The following is a 19,689-nucleotide window of genomic DNA, read 5'->3' as shown; positions in this document are numbered from 1 at the left end:
GGCTTTGTGCCGTCTGGACGATTAAGCCTGAGCCGCTAATACACGGCGTTCCCAGGGTGTTATTTCATCAAAGAAGCTGGTCAGCTCCATCGTCTTGGACGCAATGTAACCTTCGATGAACTCCTTGCCGAACAGTTCCCTCGCCAAGTGACTGCACTTGAGACGCTCAAGGGCGGCATGCAAGGTACATGGCAATGACAATGCCTCAGGCACTTCAAACTCACCCTGAATCGCAGCCGTCGGTTCCAGCTCGTTTTCGATGCCATGCAAACCGGCCGCCAGGCTTGCAGCAATGGCCAGATACGGGTTGGCATCCGCCCCCGGCAAACGGTTTTCGACGCGTCGCGCCACAGGTGAACTGGCGGGTATGCGCAAGCCCGCCGATCGGTTGTCGAGGGACCAACATGCGTTGTTCGGCGACGCATACGGGTGGCACAGCCGCTGGTAGGAGTTGACGTTGGGCGCAAACAACGCCGTGAAATCTGCCATGCCCGCCTGCTGCCCGCCGATAAAGTGACGGAAGGTCGCGGTCGGCTGACCCGCCTCATCGCTAAATACGTTACGCCCGGTGCCAAGCTCCACCACGCTTTGATGGATATGCATCGAGCTACCCGCCGTTTTCGCCAGCGGTTTGGCCATGCACACCACGGTCAGGCCGTGCTTGAGCGCGACTTCCTTCAGCAAGTGCTTAAACAAAAACGTCTGATCGGCCAGCAGCAGCGGGTCGCCGTGCAGCAAGTTGATCTCGAACTGGCTTACGCCCATCTCATGCATGAACGTGTCACGGGGCAAGCCCAGCGCCGCCATGCATTCATACACTTCGCTGAAGAAGGGCCGCAGGCCATTGTTGGAACTGATGCTGAACGCCGAAAAACCGTCTTCACGGCGACCGTCCAGCCCTACTGGCGGCTGGAACGCCTGGGTCGGGTCGGTATTGGGCGCGAACACAAAGAACTCAAGCTCAGTGGCCACTACCGGAGCCAATCCGCGGGCTGCGTAGCGGGCGATCACCGCTTTGAGCTGACCACGGGTCGACAGGCACGAGCTTTCACCGCTCAGCTCGTCGGCGTCACAAATGGCCAAGGCGCGAGGTTGCAGGCTCCAGGGCAGGCGATGGATGTGCGCCGCGTCCGGCACCAACGCCAGGTCGCCGTCATCGCTGCCATAAAAACGTGACTCCGGGTAGCCGCCCATGATGCATTGCAGCAGCACACCGCGGGCCATTTGCAGGCGTCGCCCCTCCAGAAACCCTTCAGCGGTCATCACCTTGCCACGCGGTACGCCGTTCAAATCGGGCGTTACACATTCAATCTCATCAATGCCGGACAGTCGCTGTGCGAGTGAACCCTGGCCATCGGTCGTCATGACGCTTTCCTTGTTGTTGTACACGCCGCGAACGGCAACCCGTACAAAATACGCACCACCTGTTCGGTATTTCAAGCGAGCGCTACACAAATGCTCACAAACACGGCGTGATCCTGACACCGAGGGCAGAAAACACATTCGCAGTAACAATTGCCAACTAGACTCTGTCGCCAATTGTGTCTTGGAAGAACCCGCAGGCTCGCTCCTGCGCTGCGTTGCCATAAGGAATATTGATGAAGCACTCCGTATTTTCTGTGTCCCGATGCGCCATTGGCCTGCTGCTGGCCAGCACCCTCAGCCCGATGGCCTTCGCGCAAACGCCCAGCAGCGATGGTTATGTACTGGACAAAGTGGTGCAGGTCAGTCGCCATGGGGTGCGCCCGCCCACCGAGTCCAATGAGAAGCGGCTGACCAAGGTCACCCAGCGCCAATGGCCGACGTGGCTGGTGCCCTTGGGCAATCTGACCGGCCACGGCTACACCGGCGCCGTGGAGATGGGCCGCTATCGCGGCGCGGTTTTGCGCCACGCAGGCTTGATCGCGCAGGGCTGCCCCGATGCCAAACACCTGCTGGTGCACGCCAGCCCGCGGCAACGCACCAAAGCCACGGCCCAGGCATTACTCGACGGCATGTTTCCCGGCTGTGGGTTGCAGCCCACCTACGTGGCGGGCAAACAAGACGCGTTGTTTCAGGCTAACGAGATGAGCTTCGCCGCCCTCGACGCCGAAAAAGCCAAGGCACAGATTCTCAAGGCCCTGGGCGGCAGCGTCGAAGCGGCCCAGAAGCGTTACGCGCCCTTCGAAGAAACCCTGCGTGAAGTCGCCTGCCTGCCCGACGTCAATTGCGCGTATGGCCACGAACCGTGGCAGCTGGTGCAAAACGAAAAAGGTCGTTTCTCGATCAAAGGCCTGAGTGCTGGCGCGAACATGGGCGAAGTGTTTCGCCTCGAATACAGCCAGGGCCTGCCGCTGAACAAGGTTGCGTTTGGCCACGCCCGCACGGCCGCTGAAGTGTCGAGCCTGATGGTGCTCACCAAGGCCAAATACGACTACTTGAACGACATCCCCTACATCGCCAGCCGTGGCGCTTCTGAGCTGATGAACCAGATTTCGCTGGCACTCAAACAAGGCACCCCACTGGCATCCAAGGACGCCACCGGCGCACCACCGGACGTGCCCTTGATGCTGCTCGTGGCCCACGACACTAATATTTCGTACCTGCGCACCATGCTGGGTTTCAGCTGGAAACTGGGCGATTACATCGACAACAACATCCCGCCCGTCGGCACTTTGCAGTTCGAGCGCTACAAAGAAGTCAAAACCGGTGCCTATTTTTTACGCATCGCCTTTGAGGCGCAGTCGATGGACCAGATCCGGGACCTGACCCAACTCAGGGGCACAGCAAAACCGCTGAGCAGCGATTTCAAAAGCGCCAACGACTGCCGCGCCACCCGCGTCGGCCTGTTGTGCCCACTCAAAGACGCAATAGCCACGGTCGATCACAACATCGACCCGACTGCGCTCACGCCTTATCGCTTTTCATCAATGCCTTAAGCGTCCATCACGAGCGCCATAAAGCCTCCAAACAAGAAGTGCTTCACACAGTCGCCGTCGAGGTAAAGGGTGAGTTACATTCAAATCTGGATGTAACAAAAACAACAACCTACTCATCGATCTGGAATAAACCGTGAATAGCCAGCCAAAAAAACGCACCTTCGACCTGATCCTGGACGCCGTGCTCCCCGAGTACCGTGATCGTGTGGCCGAGTACCTCATTGCCTATAAAGACATCCTGCTTGACGATCACGCGCACGTAGAAACGCAGCGCGCCACGGCACATCAACTCAAGGGCTATTTGCGGGGTCTGAACACCACGCGCGTGCTCGGCATGGCAGATTTCGAAGAACTGGATCGACGCATTACCGAATTGTGGCCAGGAGCCTCAATTGCAATACGCGAGTAAAGGGAGATGCGTGAAATGGTGTCCCAGGCGGGGTTCGAACCTGCAACCTTCCCCTTAGGAGGGTCATATAAAGCCCAGCCACCATTGAGGAAGCCCAGCGTTTATTGGCCCTAGCGTCCGATTGTGTCCGTAAAAACGACCACGTATAGTTCTTTTTGCACCCACCATGCACCCATGGGAACAAATTGAAAGAGAAGCTAACAGCCAAACTGCTCGGATCACTGCACGTCACTGGCAACGAATACGAAGTTCACGATACCACCGTCGGCGGTCTATTCGTGCGTGTTACTGCCGCAGGTGCAAAATCTTACGTCGTCTCCTGGGCCCGTGGCCGGAAGAAGACTTTAGGCCGTGTCGGCATACTCACGCTTGATCAAGCGCGCACTGAGGCCACTCAGTACCTCGCAGAAGCCCGAGCACATGGAGAGCCTCTGACGGTCAGTCAAGGCCGAAGGGGCGCCACCCTGCCCTCCTTACGCGACTTCATTGAAGACACCTATATGCCGTGGTTCAAGGCTCATCACAAAGGCCACGAGAAGACGCAGCACACCCTCAGTAATAACTTTGCCCCAATCATGTCCCAGCGCCTGGACGCGATCACCGGACGAGACCTGGAGCAGATCCGCACCGGTTGGATGCAGGCCGGCAACAAGGCCTCGACGGTGAATCGAAAAATGGGCTCGATAAGTGGTGTTTTCAGTCGTGCCGTTGAGTGGGAGTACATCGATACACACCCGCTGACCAAGCTGAAACAGCTCAAAGTCGATTCAAAGGGGGTGATTCGCTACCTGGCTGCTGACGAGACCAAGCGTCTACGCGACGCCCTGGACGCTCGACAGGATGAAATGAGGGCCGAGCGCGAGAGTGCAAACACCTGGCGGACGGACCGCCACAGAGAGCCGATGCCAAGCCTGCTGGAACTGCCTTTCACCGATCACCTGAAGCCAATGGTGTTGGTATCGTTGAATACCGGCATGAGGCGCGGAGAGCTGTTCGACCTGAAATGGTCAGCAGTGAACTTCGGCACCAAGACAATCACAGTCGCTGGGGCCACCACCAAGACCAGCGATACGCGCCACATCCCGATGAACAAGGAGGCGTTGGGCGTACTTGAAGCCTGGAAGAAGCAGGTGAAAAAATCGCCGTATGTGTTCCCTGGCCAGGACGGCGGTCGCTTTGAAGACGTGAAAAGCGCCTGGCTCAAGTTACTTGAGCGGGCGCAGATCGACGGGTTCCGCTGGCACGATATGCGTCACGACTTCGCTTCACGCCTCGTAATGGCCGGCGTACCGCTCAACACGGTACGGGATCTGCTAGGGCACGCCGATATTAAGATGACACTACGATATGCCCATCTGGCGCCTGAAACAAAAGCCGCTGCGGTTGAACTCATTTAGCCAGAGAGTGAGCTCGCATACTTTTGTAATCGGCATAGCCCGGCTGAAGTGGCTTGTTGTTCGAGAGGAACCTCACGTATTCCTCAACAATTGGCCATTCCCTCTCCACCAACGCAAGGTTCACGCGAGGTTGCATTCGCGGTTCAAAGCCAAACGTATCTTTCGAACCGTTTAGATCCCCAAAAACATCGAATTCCCCGTCGAAATACTTATCGCCGTTGATAAACATAGCGACCATCGACAACTCCTCGCCAGCAAAATCAGGCCCTAGAGTTCCAGCGCGTAATTTGTAAAGCGTTTCATTCTCCGACCAGATCGCCGCGAATGCGACCATGAAACTGACTTTCTCCAATTTTTTTTGCGGAGTTTTAAACGGATTCGCAATGATTCTGTCATTCATCCCATTCTCAAGGCATGACTCTAGGATCTTTACGATTTTCTCGTTTCGCGAGACCGCCAGCAACTCCAGCGCGGCTTTGAGGTAGGGGTCGACCCTAGCTGATAAAACCGCCTTCTTTGAACGATTAGCCATTTTCCCTCCTCTGAATGTCCACAATATTTTTGCTTGCAGATCGTGTTACTTACAAATAGGATGTTTACGTCCGGACCAGTATCGTACAGTCCGCTCCACCGATCAAGGACAGGCAAGCTAATGAACAATCCCGAACACATTTCCCCCCTTGCAGTTAGCGTTGAAGACGCAGCCCGCGTGGTTGGCTATTCAAGATCAGGCGTTTATGAGCTCATCGCTGCGGGCGACCTTAAAGCTTTCAAACTCGGACGGCGGCGTCTGATTCTGATGACCGAGCTCAAGGCGTGGATTGAACGCGCAGCAAAGGAAGGATCAAGGTGAGCGCGTCGTTATTCGAGGGGGCAAATCTGCAAAGAATTCTATCGCGTAGCTTAGCTCTATACCTGTCCCTCGAAGAAAAGGGTGTCGAGTCAGTGTTCGTACCACTGACTCGACTGTCACACAGCAAATCTGAGCAGACCGCAATGCAACCTTCTAAGCATATCACCATAAATTTGATAGACCATATGGGGGTAATTCTTGATCAACGCAGAATGTCGAACACGACACGAGTAGTTGACCTTGAAGTCCTTCGTTGCTGTGGCGCCTATAAAATTCAAGTGCCGCTCAACTCCCTCAACAAGCAAGATTATCAATACGCCGAATGGGCGGACTCAAACGCCCAAACAATCAAACATGAAAATCTGAGAGTCTTTGGGGGTGCCCAATGAGCATGCTCCCAGGCTTTGCACTGCCCGAGGATTTGCTCTGCGTCAGCCAGGACGCCGAAGCCGGTCTGCCTATCGACGCCATCACCTGTGCGCTCGACCGTGCCGATTCAGTTCTCATGCTGTTGGAAGATCACTTAGACGGCGATAAACCCCTGCTTTCCAACCGCGTGCTGTCGTCTGTTATTTGGGACGTGCGCGGCACCTTGGGTTTGATCAAAACACTCGCCATGTACGGTGATGCCTCCTCTGTGCCGATGGGCCAGAAAGGCGGTGCGCTGTGACCCACTCCAGCACGCGTGGACGCTCCGAGTTTTCCCCTGCCAACGGTAACGGCCAAAACCTGTTTCGGGTGAATGCCGGTATCCCGCTGGAGGACGCACTTGAAGCCGTCTCCCAGATTCTGCACCACGCCAATCAACTGATCCTCGATGCAGCCATCAGTGATGCGGGCGAGCGTTTTAGTTGGCCTGCCTTCTACCTCGGCGAAATGGCAAAGGCACTGATCGACGACGTGAACGAGGCGTTGCTTGAGTCGAGGACCACACCATGACTCAGCGCACTGGCAACAACTCAAAACGTCCCAGCTTTGCCGACGTAAAAAGTGCCGCTTTGAAGAATATCGACCGCGTCCTTACTCACTGGCTGCCAAACGGCAAACGTGTCGACGGCGGTAAGGAATACACAGCACCGAACCCGACGCGCACGGACAAACGCGCAGGCTCACTCAAGGTCAACTTGAGCAAAGGCACCTGGGCGGATTTTGCCACTGGAGATAAGGGCGGGGACCTGATCGACCTGGTGCGTTACATCGATGGCCGCACCGACGTTGAGGCCTGCAAAAAGCTGGCGGATCTGCTCAGTGTTTCCGCAGGATCTGCAACCACCAAAAGCGCACCGACGAAAAGCGCAGTGCCTGAGTGGGTCGCAATTCAGCCGATCCCGGCCGAGGCCATGAACAAGTGCCCTGCCAAGCACCGACAACACGGCACCCCGTCCAAGGTGTGGATCTATCGCGATGCTCAGGGCCAGCCGGTCATGGCGTTGTATCGCTTCGACCTGGGCCCAGATGAAGATGGCAAACCGCGAAAGGTCTTTGCGCCGTTGACCTGGTGCAAACGCTCCGATGGACAAACCACACAATGGCGTTGGCAAGGCTTGCCTCAGCCAAGGCCCTTGCTGCGTCTGGATGAGCTGGTACAGCGTGCAGATGCGCCTGTGGTGCTATGTGAGGGTGAAAAGGCCGCTGATGCCGCTGCTGAACTGATGCCCGACTACGTCGCCACCTGCTGGCCGAACGGCTCCAACTCTTGGCAAAAGGCTGACCTGACGCCACTCAAAGGTCGCACGGTGGTGCTGTGGCCAGATAACGATGCCAGCGGCAAGACCTGCATGGAGGCCATTGAGCTCAAGCTGATAGAACTGGGCGCTGCATCAGTGCAAGGAATCTCGCTCGACGTGTTCAAGCTCAAGCCAAGCAGCAAAGGCGGGAAACCGACGATCGTTAAGGGTGGAAAATGGGCGGATAGCGACGACGCAGCAGATGCGTTAGCCAAAGGCTGGACCGCTGGCCACGTCGCCGAGTTGGTACGCAACGGCGAGTTTTTCGGCACTGTCGTTGAGCCCACTGAGCCTCAACAAACGAAGGGGAAGCCACCTTCCAAACGCCCTGCGAAATCGAAAAATGACTCATTGCCGGGCGGCTTTCGCCTAACACCTGAAGGGGTGTTTTACTCTGGTGATGATGGCGAGGCGCGCCCCGTGTGTTCACCTCTCGAAATCATCGCTCGCACTCGCGACGACAAGGGTCACAACTGGGGCTTACTGGTCGAATTTGACGACCCAGACGGCGCCAGAAAGCGCTGGAACATTCCGGCCCGAACCATGACCGGCGACTTCGGCAAAGACGTGCTTGGTCCGCTGGTAGACATGGGCCTGCGCCTTGCCGGGAGCCGATCAGGACGCAATGCCCGCAACGACCTACAAAGCTACCTCGGCGGCTTCGACAGCGCCCAGCGCGCACGTTTGGTCACACGCTTGGGTTGGCACGACAACGCATTCCTATTGCCCGAACAGCAAATCGGCTCACACGCCGAACACCTGCATTTTTATGAAGCCGGTGCGCAGCTTCCACCAATCAGCGAAGCGGGTTCTCTGGAGCAATGGCAGCAGCAAATCGGCGCGCTGTGCGTTGGTAATCACCGATTGGCGTTTGTCGTCTCTGTGGCCTTTGCGGGACCTCTGCTGAACCTGCTTGGTCATGAGTCGGGCGGTTTCCACCTCTACGGCGACAGCTCCGGCGGCAAGACTACCCACTTGCAGGTCGCTGCCTCGGTCTATGGCGGGCCGCGTCTGGTGCGTTCGTGGCGTTCCACGGATAACGCCCTGGAGTCCATCGCCGCCGCCCACTCAGACGGTCTTCTGGTGCTGGATGAAATCGGCATGTGCGACCCGCGCATTATTGGCGAGACGGTCTACATGCTCGGCAACGGCACCGGTAAGGCCCGGGCGAATGATCGAGGACAAGCGGGCCGACAGGTGCAGGAGTGGCGCTTGCTGTTTCTCTCGACCGGCGAGAAAACGTTGGCGCAGCACATGGCGGATGCCAACAAGGAGCTGAAAGCCGGTATGGAGGTGCGCATGCTCGCCGTGCCTGCGGATGCGAGCAAAGGTCTCGGCATGTTCGATGTGCTGAACGGTTTTGAGGATGCTGCTGCCCTCTCCGATGCGCTCAAGGCCCGTGTAGCAAAATACTACGGCACACCCCTCACCGCCTTCCTGCACGCACTGTGCGCGCCAGGAGAAATGCTCAGGTGGTCGGTGATCGTGCGCCGCACGGTGGAGCAGTTCATCACCCAAAACCTGCCCGCCTCGGCCAGTGGTCAGGCACAGCGTGCAGCACTTCGCTTTGGCCTCGCGGCAGCGGCCGGAGAGCTAGCTACCGCTTTCGATGTGACTGGTTGGCCGGATGGCACAGCTACGACCGCTGCCCGCGTGTGTCTGCATGCATGGCTGACCGAACGCGGCGGCGCCGGGAATTTCGAGGGCGATGCGATCTCGGCGCGATTGCGTCAGGTCATAGAGCGCTTTGGCGAAAGCCGCTTTACTCGCTGGGAGTCTACCGCCGCAAAGATCGATGAGCACGGGCCGCGCACGATTGATCGGTTGGGCTTTCGCAAGACCCTGGAACACGGCATGGGCGACGCCCTGCACACCACCAACACCTACTACGTTTTGCCTGAAGCCTGGCGTGCCGAAATCTTCAGAGGCATGAACATCAGTGCAGTAAATAAGGAGCTGCTGCAACGGGGCATGCTCGAACCGGGAAGCGATGGCAAGGCGTACAGCTTGATTCGTCTACCTGGGTTAGGACCTCAGCGCTGCTATGTGGTGAAGACAGTTCCAGGAAAGGACGAACGCGAGGCAAAAGCCGCCTAGCTGTAAGCCTACAGATCGAGGTAGCGCCGGCTCATTCCCGGCCTCGCCAGCCGTTCAACGACCATGCCTATCAAACGTAGTGCCCAGAGATAATACAGATGACCACTATCCAAGAACTGAAAGACCGCCGCGACACACTGACCCACGAAATGGAGAGCATTCGGCTCGACCTGGCACCCTTTGAAGCGGCACTAGAAAGCCCAGAGGTTATCCAACAGGGCCGTCAACGGGCCGTGCAGGATGAAATCAACGATCACAAAAGACGCATCGACTCGCGAAATCTCGAGATCAGCGCACTGAACCAGAAGATAGACCGCCTTGATACATTGGCAAACCGTGAGAGCTTGGCTGCGGGCTATCTCAGCGATATGGCGAACTGGAAAGCCGACGAGATGGAACTCAACGAAAAACGCAGCAGCATCGAGACCAGGTTGCAACAAGTGCGCCAGAGCGATCAGGAAGACATGGCAAAAGCGCGACAAGCTGAAACGGACGCGGCCACTGCTTATGCCCAGGCTGTCGCCTGGGGCGATGTGGAAGGCGAGAAAGCGGCAAACGCCGAAGCTCAAAAGGCAGCAAAAAACCTTACAGCTGCGGTTGAGCATCACCGCCGCCAACAGTTGCTCATCACGGCGCTGGAGCAGGAGCTGGTAACGATTGATCTGCATATCACAGAGGCACAAAAAGAACGCGCCAAAATTGAGAAAAAAGCGGCTCATTTGGCAAACACAGTGTTAGAAGAACAATGGAATGAGGCGGCGAAAGCGCTGCTGGAGACCGGCGGCAAGCTGTGGGCTGCACGCAACCTGATAAATCGAGACCCAGTCGCACTGATGAAGCTGGACATCCCTGAACAGGGCGAAAACTTCGGAAGCTGGACCTGGCAAGAACTCGTGGATCGCTCAAAGCGACACAGTCTGCTTGACCTATTGGCAGCCTAACCCAAATGTTCCCCGAAGCAGCCTGAGAAAGGTAGGCTGTTTCGGGCCTACCATCGGTCTCACCATGAATACACCACCACAAAACAGCACTGAGATGCCTGATTACCTAAAGGCCCGAAAGCTTCATTTGAACGGGATCATTTTCACCATGGCCAATACGAAAAAGCTCAATGCAAGAGCAAACAAAGACACCAAAGTCGAGGCGCTCACGATTGGTGCAATCAAGGCAGAGCTTGATTTCATTGACCTCCAGCTCAAAAGAAAGAGCAGTTGATGAAATTGCACGCCACGATTGAGGCATCGGATGATCCAGCGCGCCTACACCGCAAACGCCTCAAAACATGTCGGCTTGGACAGCGTGGATCAACTTAAATAGCCATTGATAGCATGCTGTCACATCGCTACGATAAGCGCTGGGGCTCAGGACCCGCATTTCTGAGATGCATACGTCTCAGCTTGTAGTGCTTTTACCTTTGACGCTCTCGCGTCGCGCCGCCGAGAAGTTCTCGCGGTTGTTGGGGTCCTGAGTTACCCTCCAAATTCCGTAGGAGCATGAACCTGCAATGGATGCGTCTCTTTTTCCTTTTCCCATCGCACCAAAATGCAAGGTGGCAAACAATAAAGAATTGGCCGCATTGCTAGGTATAACAACGGCCAAACTAACTTATTACGCCTATCATTTGGCCGACGACGAGAAGTACAAAGAGTTCACCATTAAGAAACGAAATGGAGGCGATAGGTTAATTGAAGCCCCAATTAAAGGGCTCAAAGACATTCAAGAATCAATCGCAGACATCCTGGAAGAAAACTACAAGCCCCGAGCGTGCGTATTCGCTTATGTGAAGGATAGAGGTATTGTCGAACATGCAGCAACTCATATTGGCCAACGTTGGTTGCTACGCCTAGACCTAAAGGATTTTTTTCACACAATTAGTTTTATTCGAATTGCCGGAATACTTCACCGCAGTCCGTATAACTTCGCAGAAGCACCAGCAAAAACAACGGCTCTCTTATGTACAAAAGGCCAGCGATTACCCCAAGGCTCGCCAGCCAGCCCAGTAATCAGCAACATTCTTTGCAAAGGACTGGACTATAAACTCAAAGAACTCGCAGCCTTAAATAAGTGCTATTACACTCGCTATGCGGACGACATATTTATTTCCAACAACGGTAGTAAGTTTCCGCCATCCATTGCCATCCGCGGCGAAGACGGTTCAGCCGAATTAAGCGACACTCTCAAAAAAATAATCATCGACGCAGGATTTGAAATAAACCTCGACAAAACCATATTGCGCAAAAGATCTGAGCGCCAGTTAGTTACCGGAGTGGTCGTAAATCGCAAATCCAACGTTCCCAAGGAACTTATTAAATCGATTCGAGCAGCGCTTTACGCTTGGGAACAGCATGGGCTTGAAGCAGCGGAAGATTATTGGAAACGTAAAATAGATAAAAGCAATCGATTTGATGGCGAGTCGCCTCAGATGAAATTGGTCCTCCGCGGAAAAATAACTCATGTCGGCCATGTCAAAGGTTATTCAGATGGCACATTTCTAACGCTTGTGAAACGCCTACAGGCGTTAGACAGCGACTACCATATAGACGAACAGAAAATATCACGCACAATCACAGGCGAGATTCATATTTATACCGAGGGTGTTACTGATACGAAGCATTTTCAAGCAGCTTTACGCGCATTTCAGCGGAGTGGTGAGTTTGCCGGGCTAAATCTAATTTTTAGAAACTCGAAAAAAACTGGAAGTTCGGGTCTTAAAGCCTTATGTGAAAACCTTTGCGAAACGCTTCAGCGACATCTTACCATATGCATTTTTGATAGAGATGAACGCCCCATAATTAATGAGATGAGTGGGTCTCCAGGGAACTATAGAGACCATACTAACAACGTATTTAGCCTCATAATACCCACGCCGGAATTTAGGGATCCAAGCGATCTAATTTGCATTGAACACCTGTACCAAGACGCTCAGATCTACACCCCCGATAGTCAGGGCCGGAGATTGTACTCCAAAGATGAGTTTGATTCTTTAGGTTGCCACAAAGACAACCCTCAGTTATTTTGCAGAGTCAGCAAGCAGTCATTAATATACGATGATCAAGTCATCAACTTGCAGGAAAAGAAGAACATAGCATTGCCTAAGAATAAGTTTGCCGATTATATTTTTAATGGGGCACCACCGTTCAGCAATGTTGACTTCAGTGGATTTCGCGGAACCTTCACGCAGATCGTAGCGATTGCCGCTTCGTACAGTAAATGAGTTGGGATTCGCCCTAATGTGCTGAATATCAAAACTTGAAGCTTACATACTGGATTTTACTCAAAAAAAAAAAACACTCATATGCGCTTAATTTTTTGGCACTGAGCGATTTCCTAAGCGGGTTGCCTGATCCGTATTGATCGCATTTCCAAACCAATCGGGAACCTCCATTCCATCCCGACCATAAAGACGCTCTGGAACATCCTGCCAAAAATTTACAATCGCATCCGAAAATTCCTGAAGCTGTGAGTCTGAAACCTTTACATTGGTATAATCAAGAAGATCAACATCAAAAAATATTGGGTCAATTACGGCGAATGGAATTACTAAATAATAGGGGTACTTTTTCTTCAGCTCTACAAATGAGCCTCCATCCCCATGTTTGTAAACATTCACCACGCATCGACACTCGTCAATCCGCTCAAAATACTGCGCGTTCCGAATGGGCCAACCATAGCTTTCTATCAAATCAATAATCTGGCTAAAATTTGCTTTCCAGATTTTATTTGCAGCATTCTCACTCCCATAGGAATGCCTAACTTCTTTAGCCATCCAATCACGCAACTGCTTTTCCCAGTCGTGGAATAATCCAGCAAGGACACTAAGCCGGGTCTGGTCGCGCATTCCATTCAATAGTTCATAATGTTCAATGCCTGCATCATAAGCGGACTCATAATAAGATTCAGCATCGTCTCGATCTGAGTTGAAACCACTGCTATGTTTAGCTAACCATTCAACAGCCGCACGTTTCGAATCAGTTCCCATATCTTCGAATTGTGAAAGCAGCCGTTTACGCGCTTGTTCCAAAAAAAAATAATGCTTATGAATCAGAGACTGTCTGAACGAATGCCACATATAAAAAACAACCTGCCCCTGAATCATCACTTCACCCCTAAACAGTACCGAGATCAGCTATATCTTTTTCTTGTTATTTGGTCTTGGCTGGCGCTGCGCATTTTTAAGTATTTTCATCGTCTCACCACAGCAGCGTTCAAACATACTGTTTCTCCACTCAATATTATTTAGAAAGGGGCTAGAACCTACCTCAATTCCATTCATGAACCTAGATTCGTTATAAATTATTCCAAAATTTTTTGCTGGCCCCTCTCTGTACAAACCAACGAGCTGAGGGGCCCCTCCACTGTATGAGTCTGCCTCAGACATAAGCGCATCACAAAATGCTCCAAATACACTTCGACTCGTTCTACTCCTTCCTTCCGGGTCTTGGAGCATTGGACCAATCCACTCAGCATATGAGTTTTTTAGTGAAGGCTTTCCAGTTCCTGCGCTTGCGATTATTCCAGAAACCTCTGGGAGTACGCATCTTTCGGTCAATATTCCCGATCGACTAACTCTGATAATCGCTGCGTGAAACGTAGAACTCATTCTAGAGCCTTCTCTAGAGGCATAAATTATTTCACATACATCGTGCTGCGAAACCGGCTGGTTTCTATAGCTCTCTTCAATCTTGGCCCTTATTTTTTCCAGCTTAACTATAAAACAGTCATTTTCTGCTAGCAAAAGACCGTTATCAATAAGTTCGATTAACTGCCCTAATATCTGAATAGGGAACGTGACCGAGCCACAATAGCCGAATATTTCAGGGCTTGTTTTAGAGGCGAAAACTTTGCGCCCTAAATTCCAGTGTTTTCCTAGTCCCCAAGAAATTCGGCTGTCGCTGGCGATATAGATTGAAGCCGGACCGTGCGGATCAATACCTGTCCACGATAATAACGTTGTCATCCTTTACACTCCGTAAAATATTTTATATTCTATCCAACATCTTGGTTCCTTTGGAATCAAAAACGAGCAACCCCGGGCCCTTCCACCAATAAAACACTATGGGGGGGACAGGCAGAGAACATTCCCCCAGATCCTTGGGGGAGTCCCGGTCACCCAAAATTTCAGCCTAGACATCCCATACGACGGCATGCAGTAGGAAACTGATGCTTTTGCAACGGTCCTCTCCTGTCAGCGCGCACTAATGCACTATTTCACTGCCACCAAACTTCCAACTCCGTCTACTGTCACCTAGATTTGGTGGATACGATACAGACGTATACGCGCCTTCTCACACCTAGCCGCTTCAAACAAGGTGGCTCCGTTAGCTCACCCGGTTATGTTCCAAGTCAGGGGTAAAGAGTTTATCGACCTCCTCCGTAATGCGCTGAACGATAGGTGCCAGCTCCTGCGTGAGCGATCTGATCGAGTCGGCGGTATCGCCCATACCTAACTGGCCAGCCATAAACGCCACGCTATAGTTGAAAACCTCATCGTGCGTCTCATCAGAGACCTCGTCACCCGCTTGGTGGGCGCGTTCTGCCTGGGTGAGCAAGCGCAGTCGAGCATGTTGAAGAGCTTGATCATAATCGCGGTTATTCATCTCGATCGCAGCAATTAGACCCTTCGCACGCATATAGAAATGGACGATATTCTTTGCAAGCTCTCGCGGTACAAGGTTCAGTGCTGCCGGCCCCGAGTCAAATATAGGAAACGGATTAGCCCCGATCGGCAAAATACTCAAAAACGGCGTACCCTCAGTTTGCCCCAACAACTCATCGCCACATTCTTCATGAAACAGCTCCCATGAACCAACAATCTCGGTGCGCAATAGCATTAACGTTGTGATCATTCTCTCCCTATCAGCAGCTTCTTCCTTCTTCAACGCTAATCCATGTGCTTTGGTTGCCCCGTTCAACGTACACCAGCCGCCAATCACCGCCCCTACAAGACCTGACACCATACTGATGTAAGCATCAGCGCTCCCTAGACCCATATCTGTTCTGCTCCTGTATTTTCTTGATGTCGATTGTAGAGGCATGGCACGGTGAGTTGAGTGCTTGTCCCCACGTCGGCTTGCGTTGATTAAACCAGCGAGTCGTAAACGCTTTATAAATCCTGTCAATAGCATTGCCCATCGAGAGATCACCGCTCAATGCCAAGGTAATCTCACTCTGCCTCAGAGTTCCATAACCGCGCCCGCCAGTTACAGAGGGTGTCAACCATTAAGATTCGCCGAGCAAGGCCGACACAGTAGGGTCAAAATTCGCTTCCAACATAGGAAGCGATCACAAAATTAAGGCTTGGTAACCAAGCGTTTGGCCTACAAAGTGCGTTAACCAATGTTAGACCTCATCTACATCGTTGAAGACCAGTTTGCATCAAGCGCTGGAATTGACCGAGCCACTGTTCGCCACGCTGCTGGCGTTTGTGGCACTCAATGAAGTACCACGCGAAAGCCTCTATGCGGGAGCAGCACTGATCATAGCGGTCTGTGTTTCTCTAATGAACTCATACGCTTGGGCAGCAAAACATCCGTCCCTTCGACCGAGTGAGCTATTTCGGATCCCGATTATTTTAGCACTCAGCGATTTTTAAGTGTTCTGAACGACCGACCGCTTATGGCCGTTTTCTGCCTATCGCGAGGGGCAGAAAACGGCCAGAAGCAGCCTTCCGAATGTGTCTACGAAACCGGTGGCGATTCAAGTCTTGGTTAGAGGCCCCTAGGCAACTGGATCAATTCGACATCAGTGCCAACACTCTGGGACTAGCGATTTAACCGCACATGAAACTATGGCATTCGCTTCATATGTGCATCAAACCAATGGTTGCGCGAAATGTCACACCCGTCTTTTAAGCGGTATGTGGCAGTTATGCGAATGAGGGTTTCATTATTGCTCGTGCAAACACCATCTATACGCTCTAGATTCGGATGAGAGCAAAGCCCATTAATTGTTTGCTCAAGATGGTCAAGACTTTCGCCTAAAACAGCGTGTAATTCTTTATTGTTGGACGTTATCAAGTTCCTGTCGAAGCTGCCTGCCCCGGTTCGCTTGCACTCCTCTCGGGATATACCCTTCTGGATGCAGTTGAACTTAACGTCATACCCGTGCACGGATCCTTCGTAGATTTCGACTGGGCGACCTTTCATCTTGTAAAGAATATTTTTCTTGGTCTTTAATGCAATGCGTGGGCCTAGGTAAATTCGTTTCAACGCTAGATCGGTATAATGCTGACGCCCCTCTTTGCCCCCGAGATACCTCCACTCTTTCTCATGTTGCCACTCCTGTCGCTTTTGCATTAACCTTTTGTTAACAACTTCCATTGGTTGAGAAATAGCAAGTAGTCCAAATGATACTGGTTCAGGAGCCACGGAATCGTAGACAACAGGTACCAATAAATGTTGGTGCAGATCAGCAATTGCCAATTCCTGAGTGTCGAACTCCAGGCACATGCCTTCAAAATTGCTAGCGTAATATGCCCATAACGGATAGTCCAAATGGGTAGCCGACATCGAGATCAATCCTGATTTTTTTGCTGTCTCTGCTGCAGCTTTGATAACTTTTCTACCAGTCTCGAAAATTTCTTTTGGTAGTAAAGCAGTATATAAATCATCAAAGGAGAGCTCGAACATTGCTTCCATTGGATCATTCATTTGCTCAAAACGCGGTGCGTATAGATAGCTATTAAGGATCGCATCGAGCTCTCGTTTCACGAGATCTGAATTTCCTAGCGGACGGTATCGATAGAGCGTTTTTGGCGGGGTAGTTTTAGTGTTAGATTCCACTGGAGGGTACCGGTTGCGAAAGCGTAAACCATGCCTTCACTCAGCGGCCATGGTTCTATGCGTGACTTAATGGAATGTGGTTGGGCTGCTATCGGCAGGGCTCCACGTTTTACAAAATTTCATGAACGGCTTGGAGATGCACTAACGATGCCAATGTGCCATCATGCACGTCCATACGCAAGCCTCCATTCAGCGCAGGACCTTAAAGGTATTCGCTGCGTTGTGCTCACTAGCCTGTCGAACATAGCGGTATATGCTAATCCGACGATAGCAAGTCCCCTATAGAGACGAATGAGCGATGGAGAGGCTCAGGCTGTCAGGCCTGAATCTCTTTTAGTACTTGGGCAAACGTCGCCGGGTTCTCAAGGAAGTCGTAGAAACCCTTCGCATAAACCGCTGCCTTGGTATCGCCGTTGATCGTCCAGCCTGGATAGGCCTCGAACCGCATCTTGTCTCTACTACCAATATCGATTCGCAGGTCATGGACCATAGCTATTGTCTGGTCAGTTATCTCGCCCCTCAAAGCTTCCCGCAGATCCCCACCCTTCCACCAACCTACGTAAACAATTGGGGTTGGTGGGTGAGTTCTTCGCGCCTGTAAGAGGCAAGAGTTGAGGTGTAGATCTCCTAACCCGCTCCCCAACACAATTATTAGATCAGCCTCAATGGCTTCACGCGTTAACCCGCCGTAATAGGAGAGATAGGGCGCTTGCTGCAGTCGGCCGAGCTTATCTAAACCGGTGATGATCGCGCTTCTTTCCAGTTGTGTGCCATCCAAGCGTGAACTACCTGACCCGCCGCCACGCGCGTGCCTTATCGCCTCCTCCTTGCTTTCGTACCATCCTAGATCACCTATTCCAACGTCAGGATCTCGCTTGATGCTCAGGGGGAAACCAAAGTGAACTGAACCGTGAAGATGGAAAAGCCCAGATGTATCCCACTGCTCCCAATAGTCCTTTGGGCTGAAGAGGCTGTATTCGTCCCTTTTATTTGTGAATCCGGTGAACAATCCTGGACAAGCCTGCGAGAAAAAATCGTCGTAGTTTGTCGTGTATATCCTGGGCACCCCGTGATTCTTTAGTCCTTCAATAAAGGCGCTGAGTGGTGCCAGACTGAGCTTTGGAGTGTTGGATGATGTAGACGCGATTTTGTAAATGGCCTCCAGCATCGCGTTAGCTGCAGCTCGTAGGGCCTCGTTTGTATGGTCGTGCTGCGGTCTCAAAAAGGGGTAGAGGACAGGCTTGTACTTCGGCACGGCTCCATCGATGTGGTTCATCGCTGCCAACTCGTGGAGCGAATGGTAAACGCGCTCAAAATGAGCCTCCCACGGCTCTGCACCGTAATACTCCTCAAGCGTACTTTTCACCCATTCGTAGGCCTTCAATCCCCCCGTTTTGACGCAATATTGGTTGTTCCTAAGCTCGTTTTCGAGAGCTGCTGTAAAGTCTCTGGTCTGAGGAATACCGAAATCGACAGAGGCCCCGGCGCCGACAAGAACTAGAATTCTTTTTTTCCAAAACGTTGTCATTGATATCTCTTACGCGTAGGTAGTTTTCGCCAGCTTGTTCAGCAGGTATGGCTGCACGTGTCGCAGAGTCCGGTACTGAAGATATATCAATTCATGCTCGGTCGAATGGCGGCTTTTGGCCGGTAGCGAGCCTTCTAAGCGAAAGCCCCTATTTCGATGACAAACACCGTAATCATCACAAACAGCTCCTCCCAAGGCGTTCATTGATGTAACACCTATTTGCCATGTAACACGCATATCGGCAAATCAGCCACAGCTGTGTAACGCAAAAAAAACCCTTTAAAATCATACACCTATATAATTACGTAACACGCGTAACACCCGTAACACGGTTTTATTAGGGTATCCATCCCCCTAGCCCCATTAGTATCGCTCCTCCAGCGAAGCGATGTGGGCCATGCTCTTAGCTTTGGTTCGGTAGTGGGGACCCTGGAGCACTCTTGAAGGTACGGGGTAGGAAACCCGCCTGATCGTATTAGCGGATGGGCACCCAGCTTAGTGAACAGGTGAACCTGGTGAACTCCTGTTCACCTGTGCATATGCCCTACCCTTTCAGCCATCTGCGAGCACCGTTACCAATACGGTAACGATGCCCTTTTTTCTTCAAGATCCTTTCAATTTCAACATTGAAATTTCAGTAAGCTGGTGTGGTTGCCGCTACCACGATCCCGCGGGTTTAATGCCCCGTGTCGCTAGGATGTCGTCAGGGTCCCCGGCGACTTTTCGGTGCACCATTTGGAACGTCGCACTACGGACCACGTGTGACATGGACTCAGCGCATCACGCCTGCCCAATTCCTGAGGGCAGGACATCGCACATGCCCAAACACTTAGCGACAAAGCGTCGTACAGGCCGATAGCAACATCGGTGCCTAATAGGATCCGGCTAACACAGTCAGGTATTCAATGCTGCAACCAGGAGGGAGGTCACTCTCGCTGTAGGAACCTCTGTAAGAGGGGCAAGGGGACTGGACTTACAA

At 52.5% G+C, this 19,689-nt stretch carries 17 protein-coding genes and 1 pseudogene; 11 read left to right on the top strand and 7 right to left on the bottom strand.

Going from position 1 to position 19,689, the window contains the following annotated elements; translation table 11 throughout:
* Nucleotides 1-21: 21 nt before the first annotated feature.
* Nucleotides 22-1,263, bottom strand: coding sequence for a glutamine synthetase family protein (locus TU86_RS06710; protein WP_193387772.1), 1,242 nt, complete (start codon nucleotides 1,261-1,263; stop codon nucleotides 22-24).
* Between the two features lie 335 nt (nucleotides 1,264-1,598).
* Between TU86_RS06710 and TU86_RS06705 the strand changes: the two genes are divergently transcribed.
* The 3 genes from TU86_RS06705 to TU86_RS06695 all read left to right on the top strand — a co-directional run bounded on the left by TU86_RS06705 (nucleotide 1,599) and on the right by TU86_RS06695 (nucleotide 4,724).
* Nucleotides 1,599-2,918, top strand: a complete 1,320-nt coding sequence (locus TU86_RS06705) for a histidine-type phosphatase (RefSeq protein WP_048363509.1) — start codon at nucleotides 1,599-1,601, stop codon at nucleotides 2,916-2,918.
* A 133-nt stretch (nucleotides 2,919-3,051) separates the two neighbouring features.
* Nucleotides 3,052-3,327 carry a hypothetical protein gene (locus tag TU86_RS06700; protein WP_048363508.1) on the top strand — a complete coding sequence of 92 codons (276 nt, stop codon included), beginning with the start codon at nucleotides 3,052-3,054 and terminating at the stop codon, nucleotides 3,325-3,327.
* A 185-nt stretch (nucleotides 3,328-3,512) separates the two neighbouring features.
* Nucleotides 3,513-4,724 carry a site-specific integrase gene (locus tag TU86_RS06695; RefSeq protein WP_048363507.1) on the top strand — a complete coding sequence of 404 codons (1,212 nt, stop codon included), beginning with the start codon at nucleotides 3,513-3,515 and terminating at the stop codon, nucleotides 4,722-4,724.
* On the opposite strand, the gene TU86_RS06690 is transcribed toward TU86_RS06695, so the two are convergent.
* The gene (locus TU86_RS06690) at nucleotides 4,717-5,256 is read right to left on the bottom strand and encodes a hypothetical protein (RefSeq protein ID WP_048363506.1); all 540 of its coding nucleotides are present in this window, start codon (nucleotides 5,254-5,256) and stop codon (nucleotides 4,717-4,719) included. The two genes, TU86_RS06695 and TU86_RS06690, sit on opposite strands and share 8 nt — an antisense overlap.
* Before the next feature lie 120 nt (nucleotides 5,257-5,376).
* Between TU86_RS06690 and TU86_RS06685 the strand changes: the two genes are divergently transcribed.
* The 7 genes from TU86_RS06685 (at nucleotide 5,377) to TU86_RS06650 (ending at nucleotide 12,615) form a co-directional block, all read left to right on the top strand.
* A complete protein-coding gene (locus TU86_RS06685; protein WP_048363505.1) occupies nucleotides 5,377-5,577 on the top strand; it encodes a helix-turn-helix domain-containing protein in 201 nt (66 codons plus the stop codon).
* 385 nt (nucleotides 5,578-5,962) lie between these two features.
* Nucleotides 5,963-6,247, top strand: a complete 285-nt coding sequence (locus TU86_RS06675) for a hypothetical protein (RefSeq protein ID WP_048363503.1) — start codon at nucleotides 5,963-5,965, stop codon at nucleotides 6,245-6,247.
* A complete protein-coding gene (locus TU86_RS06670; protein ID WP_048363502.1) occupies nucleotides 6,244-6,516 on the top strand; it encodes a DUF3077 domain-containing protein in 273 nt (90 codons plus the stop codon). The genes TU86_RS06675 and TU86_RS06670 overlap by 4 nt, the downstream gene beginning before the upstream one ends.
* A complete protein-coding gene (locus TU86_RS06665) occupies nucleotides 6,513-9,401 on the top strand; it encodes a DUF927 domain-containing protein (protein WP_048363501.1) in 2,889 nt (962 codons plus the stop codon). Before TU86_RS06670 ends, TU86_RS06665 begins: the two co-directional genes overlap by 4 nt.
* A 98-nt stretch (nucleotides 9,402-9,499) precedes the next feature.
* Nucleotides 9,500-10,342 (top strand): hypothetical protein, encoded by an 843-nt coding sequence (locus TU86_RS06660; protein WP_048363500.1) that lies wholly within the window; start codon nucleotides 9,500-9,502, stop codon nucleotides 10,340-10,342.
* 64 nt (nucleotides 10,343-10,406) lie between these two features.
* Nucleotides 10,407-10,616: a hypothetical protein gene (locus TU86_RS06655; RefSeq protein WP_048363499.1), complete on the top strand. Its 210-nt coding sequence runs from the start codon at nucleotides 10,407-10,409 to the stop codon at nucleotides 10,614-10,616.
* A gap of 289 nt (nucleotides 10,617-10,905) precedes the next feature.
* Nucleotides 10,906-12,615: a reverse transcriptase domain-containing protein gene (locus tag TU86_RS06650; RefSeq protein ID WP_048363498.1), complete on the top strand. Its 1,710-nt coding sequence runs from the start codon at nucleotides 10,906-10,908 to the stop codon at nucleotides 12,613-12,615.
* Nucleotides 12,616-12,702: 87 nt separating this feature from the next.
* Here TU86_RS06650 and TU86_RS06645 read toward each other — a convergent pair whose 3' ends face one another.
* The 3 genes from TU86_RS06645 to TU86_RS06640 all read right to left on the bottom strand — a co-directional run bounded on the left by TU86_RS06645 (nucleotide 12,703) and on the right by TU86_RS06640 (nucleotide 15,391).
* A complete protein-coding gene (locus TU86_RS06645) occupies nucleotides 12,703-13,497 on the bottom strand; it encodes a hypothetical protein (RefSeq protein ID WP_048363497.1) in 795 nt (264 codons plus the stop codon).
* Between the two features lie 30 nt (nucleotides 13,498-13,527).
* Nucleotides 13,528-14,358, bottom strand: coding sequence for a hypothetical protein (locus TU86_RS22870; protein WP_157395883.1), 831 nt, complete (start codon nucleotides 14,356-14,358; stop codon nucleotides 13,528-13,530).
* A 361-nt stretch (nucleotides 14,359-14,719) separates the two neighbouring features.
* A complete protein-coding gene (locus tag TU86_RS06640) occupies nucleotides 14,720-15,391 on the bottom strand; it encodes a hypothetical protein (RefSeq protein ID WP_048363496.1) in 672 nt (223 codons plus the stop codon).
* 368 nt (nucleotides 15,392-15,759) lie between these two features.
* Between TU86_RS06640 and TU86_RS23125 the strand changes: the two are divergent.
* Nucleotides 15,760-15,950: pseudogene (locus TU86_RS23125) on the top strand (DMT family transporter); the annotation flags it as partial.
* A 236-nt stretch (nucleotides 15,951-16,186) separates the two neighbouring features.
* On the opposite strand, the gene TU86_RS06635 reads toward TU86_RS23125, so the two are convergent.
* Entirely contained in the window at nucleotides 16,187-17,110 is a 924-nt protein-coding gene (locus TU86_RS06635; RefSeq protein ID WP_239658769.1) for a DUF2971 domain-containing protein, read from the bottom strand.
* Nucleotides 17,111-17,498: 388 nt separating this feature from the next.
* Nucleotides 17,499-18,710, bottom strand: a complete 1,212-nt coding sequence (locus tag TU86_RS06630) for an SIR2 family protein (protein ID WP_048363494.1) — start codon at nucleotides 18,708-18,710, stop codon at nucleotides 17,499-17,501.
* Nucleotides 18,711-19,689: the final 979 nt, after the last annotated feature.

The sequence above is a fragment of the Pseudomonas weihenstephanensis genome (assembly GCF_001043055.1).
Lineage (GTDB): Bacteria > Pseudomonadota > Gammaproteobacteria > Pseudomonadales > Pseudomonadaceae > Aquipseudomonas > Aquipseudomonas weihenstephanensis.
Note: the sequence above shows the minus strand (reverse complement) of the source record. Positions and strands in the feature narration are given on the sequence as shown.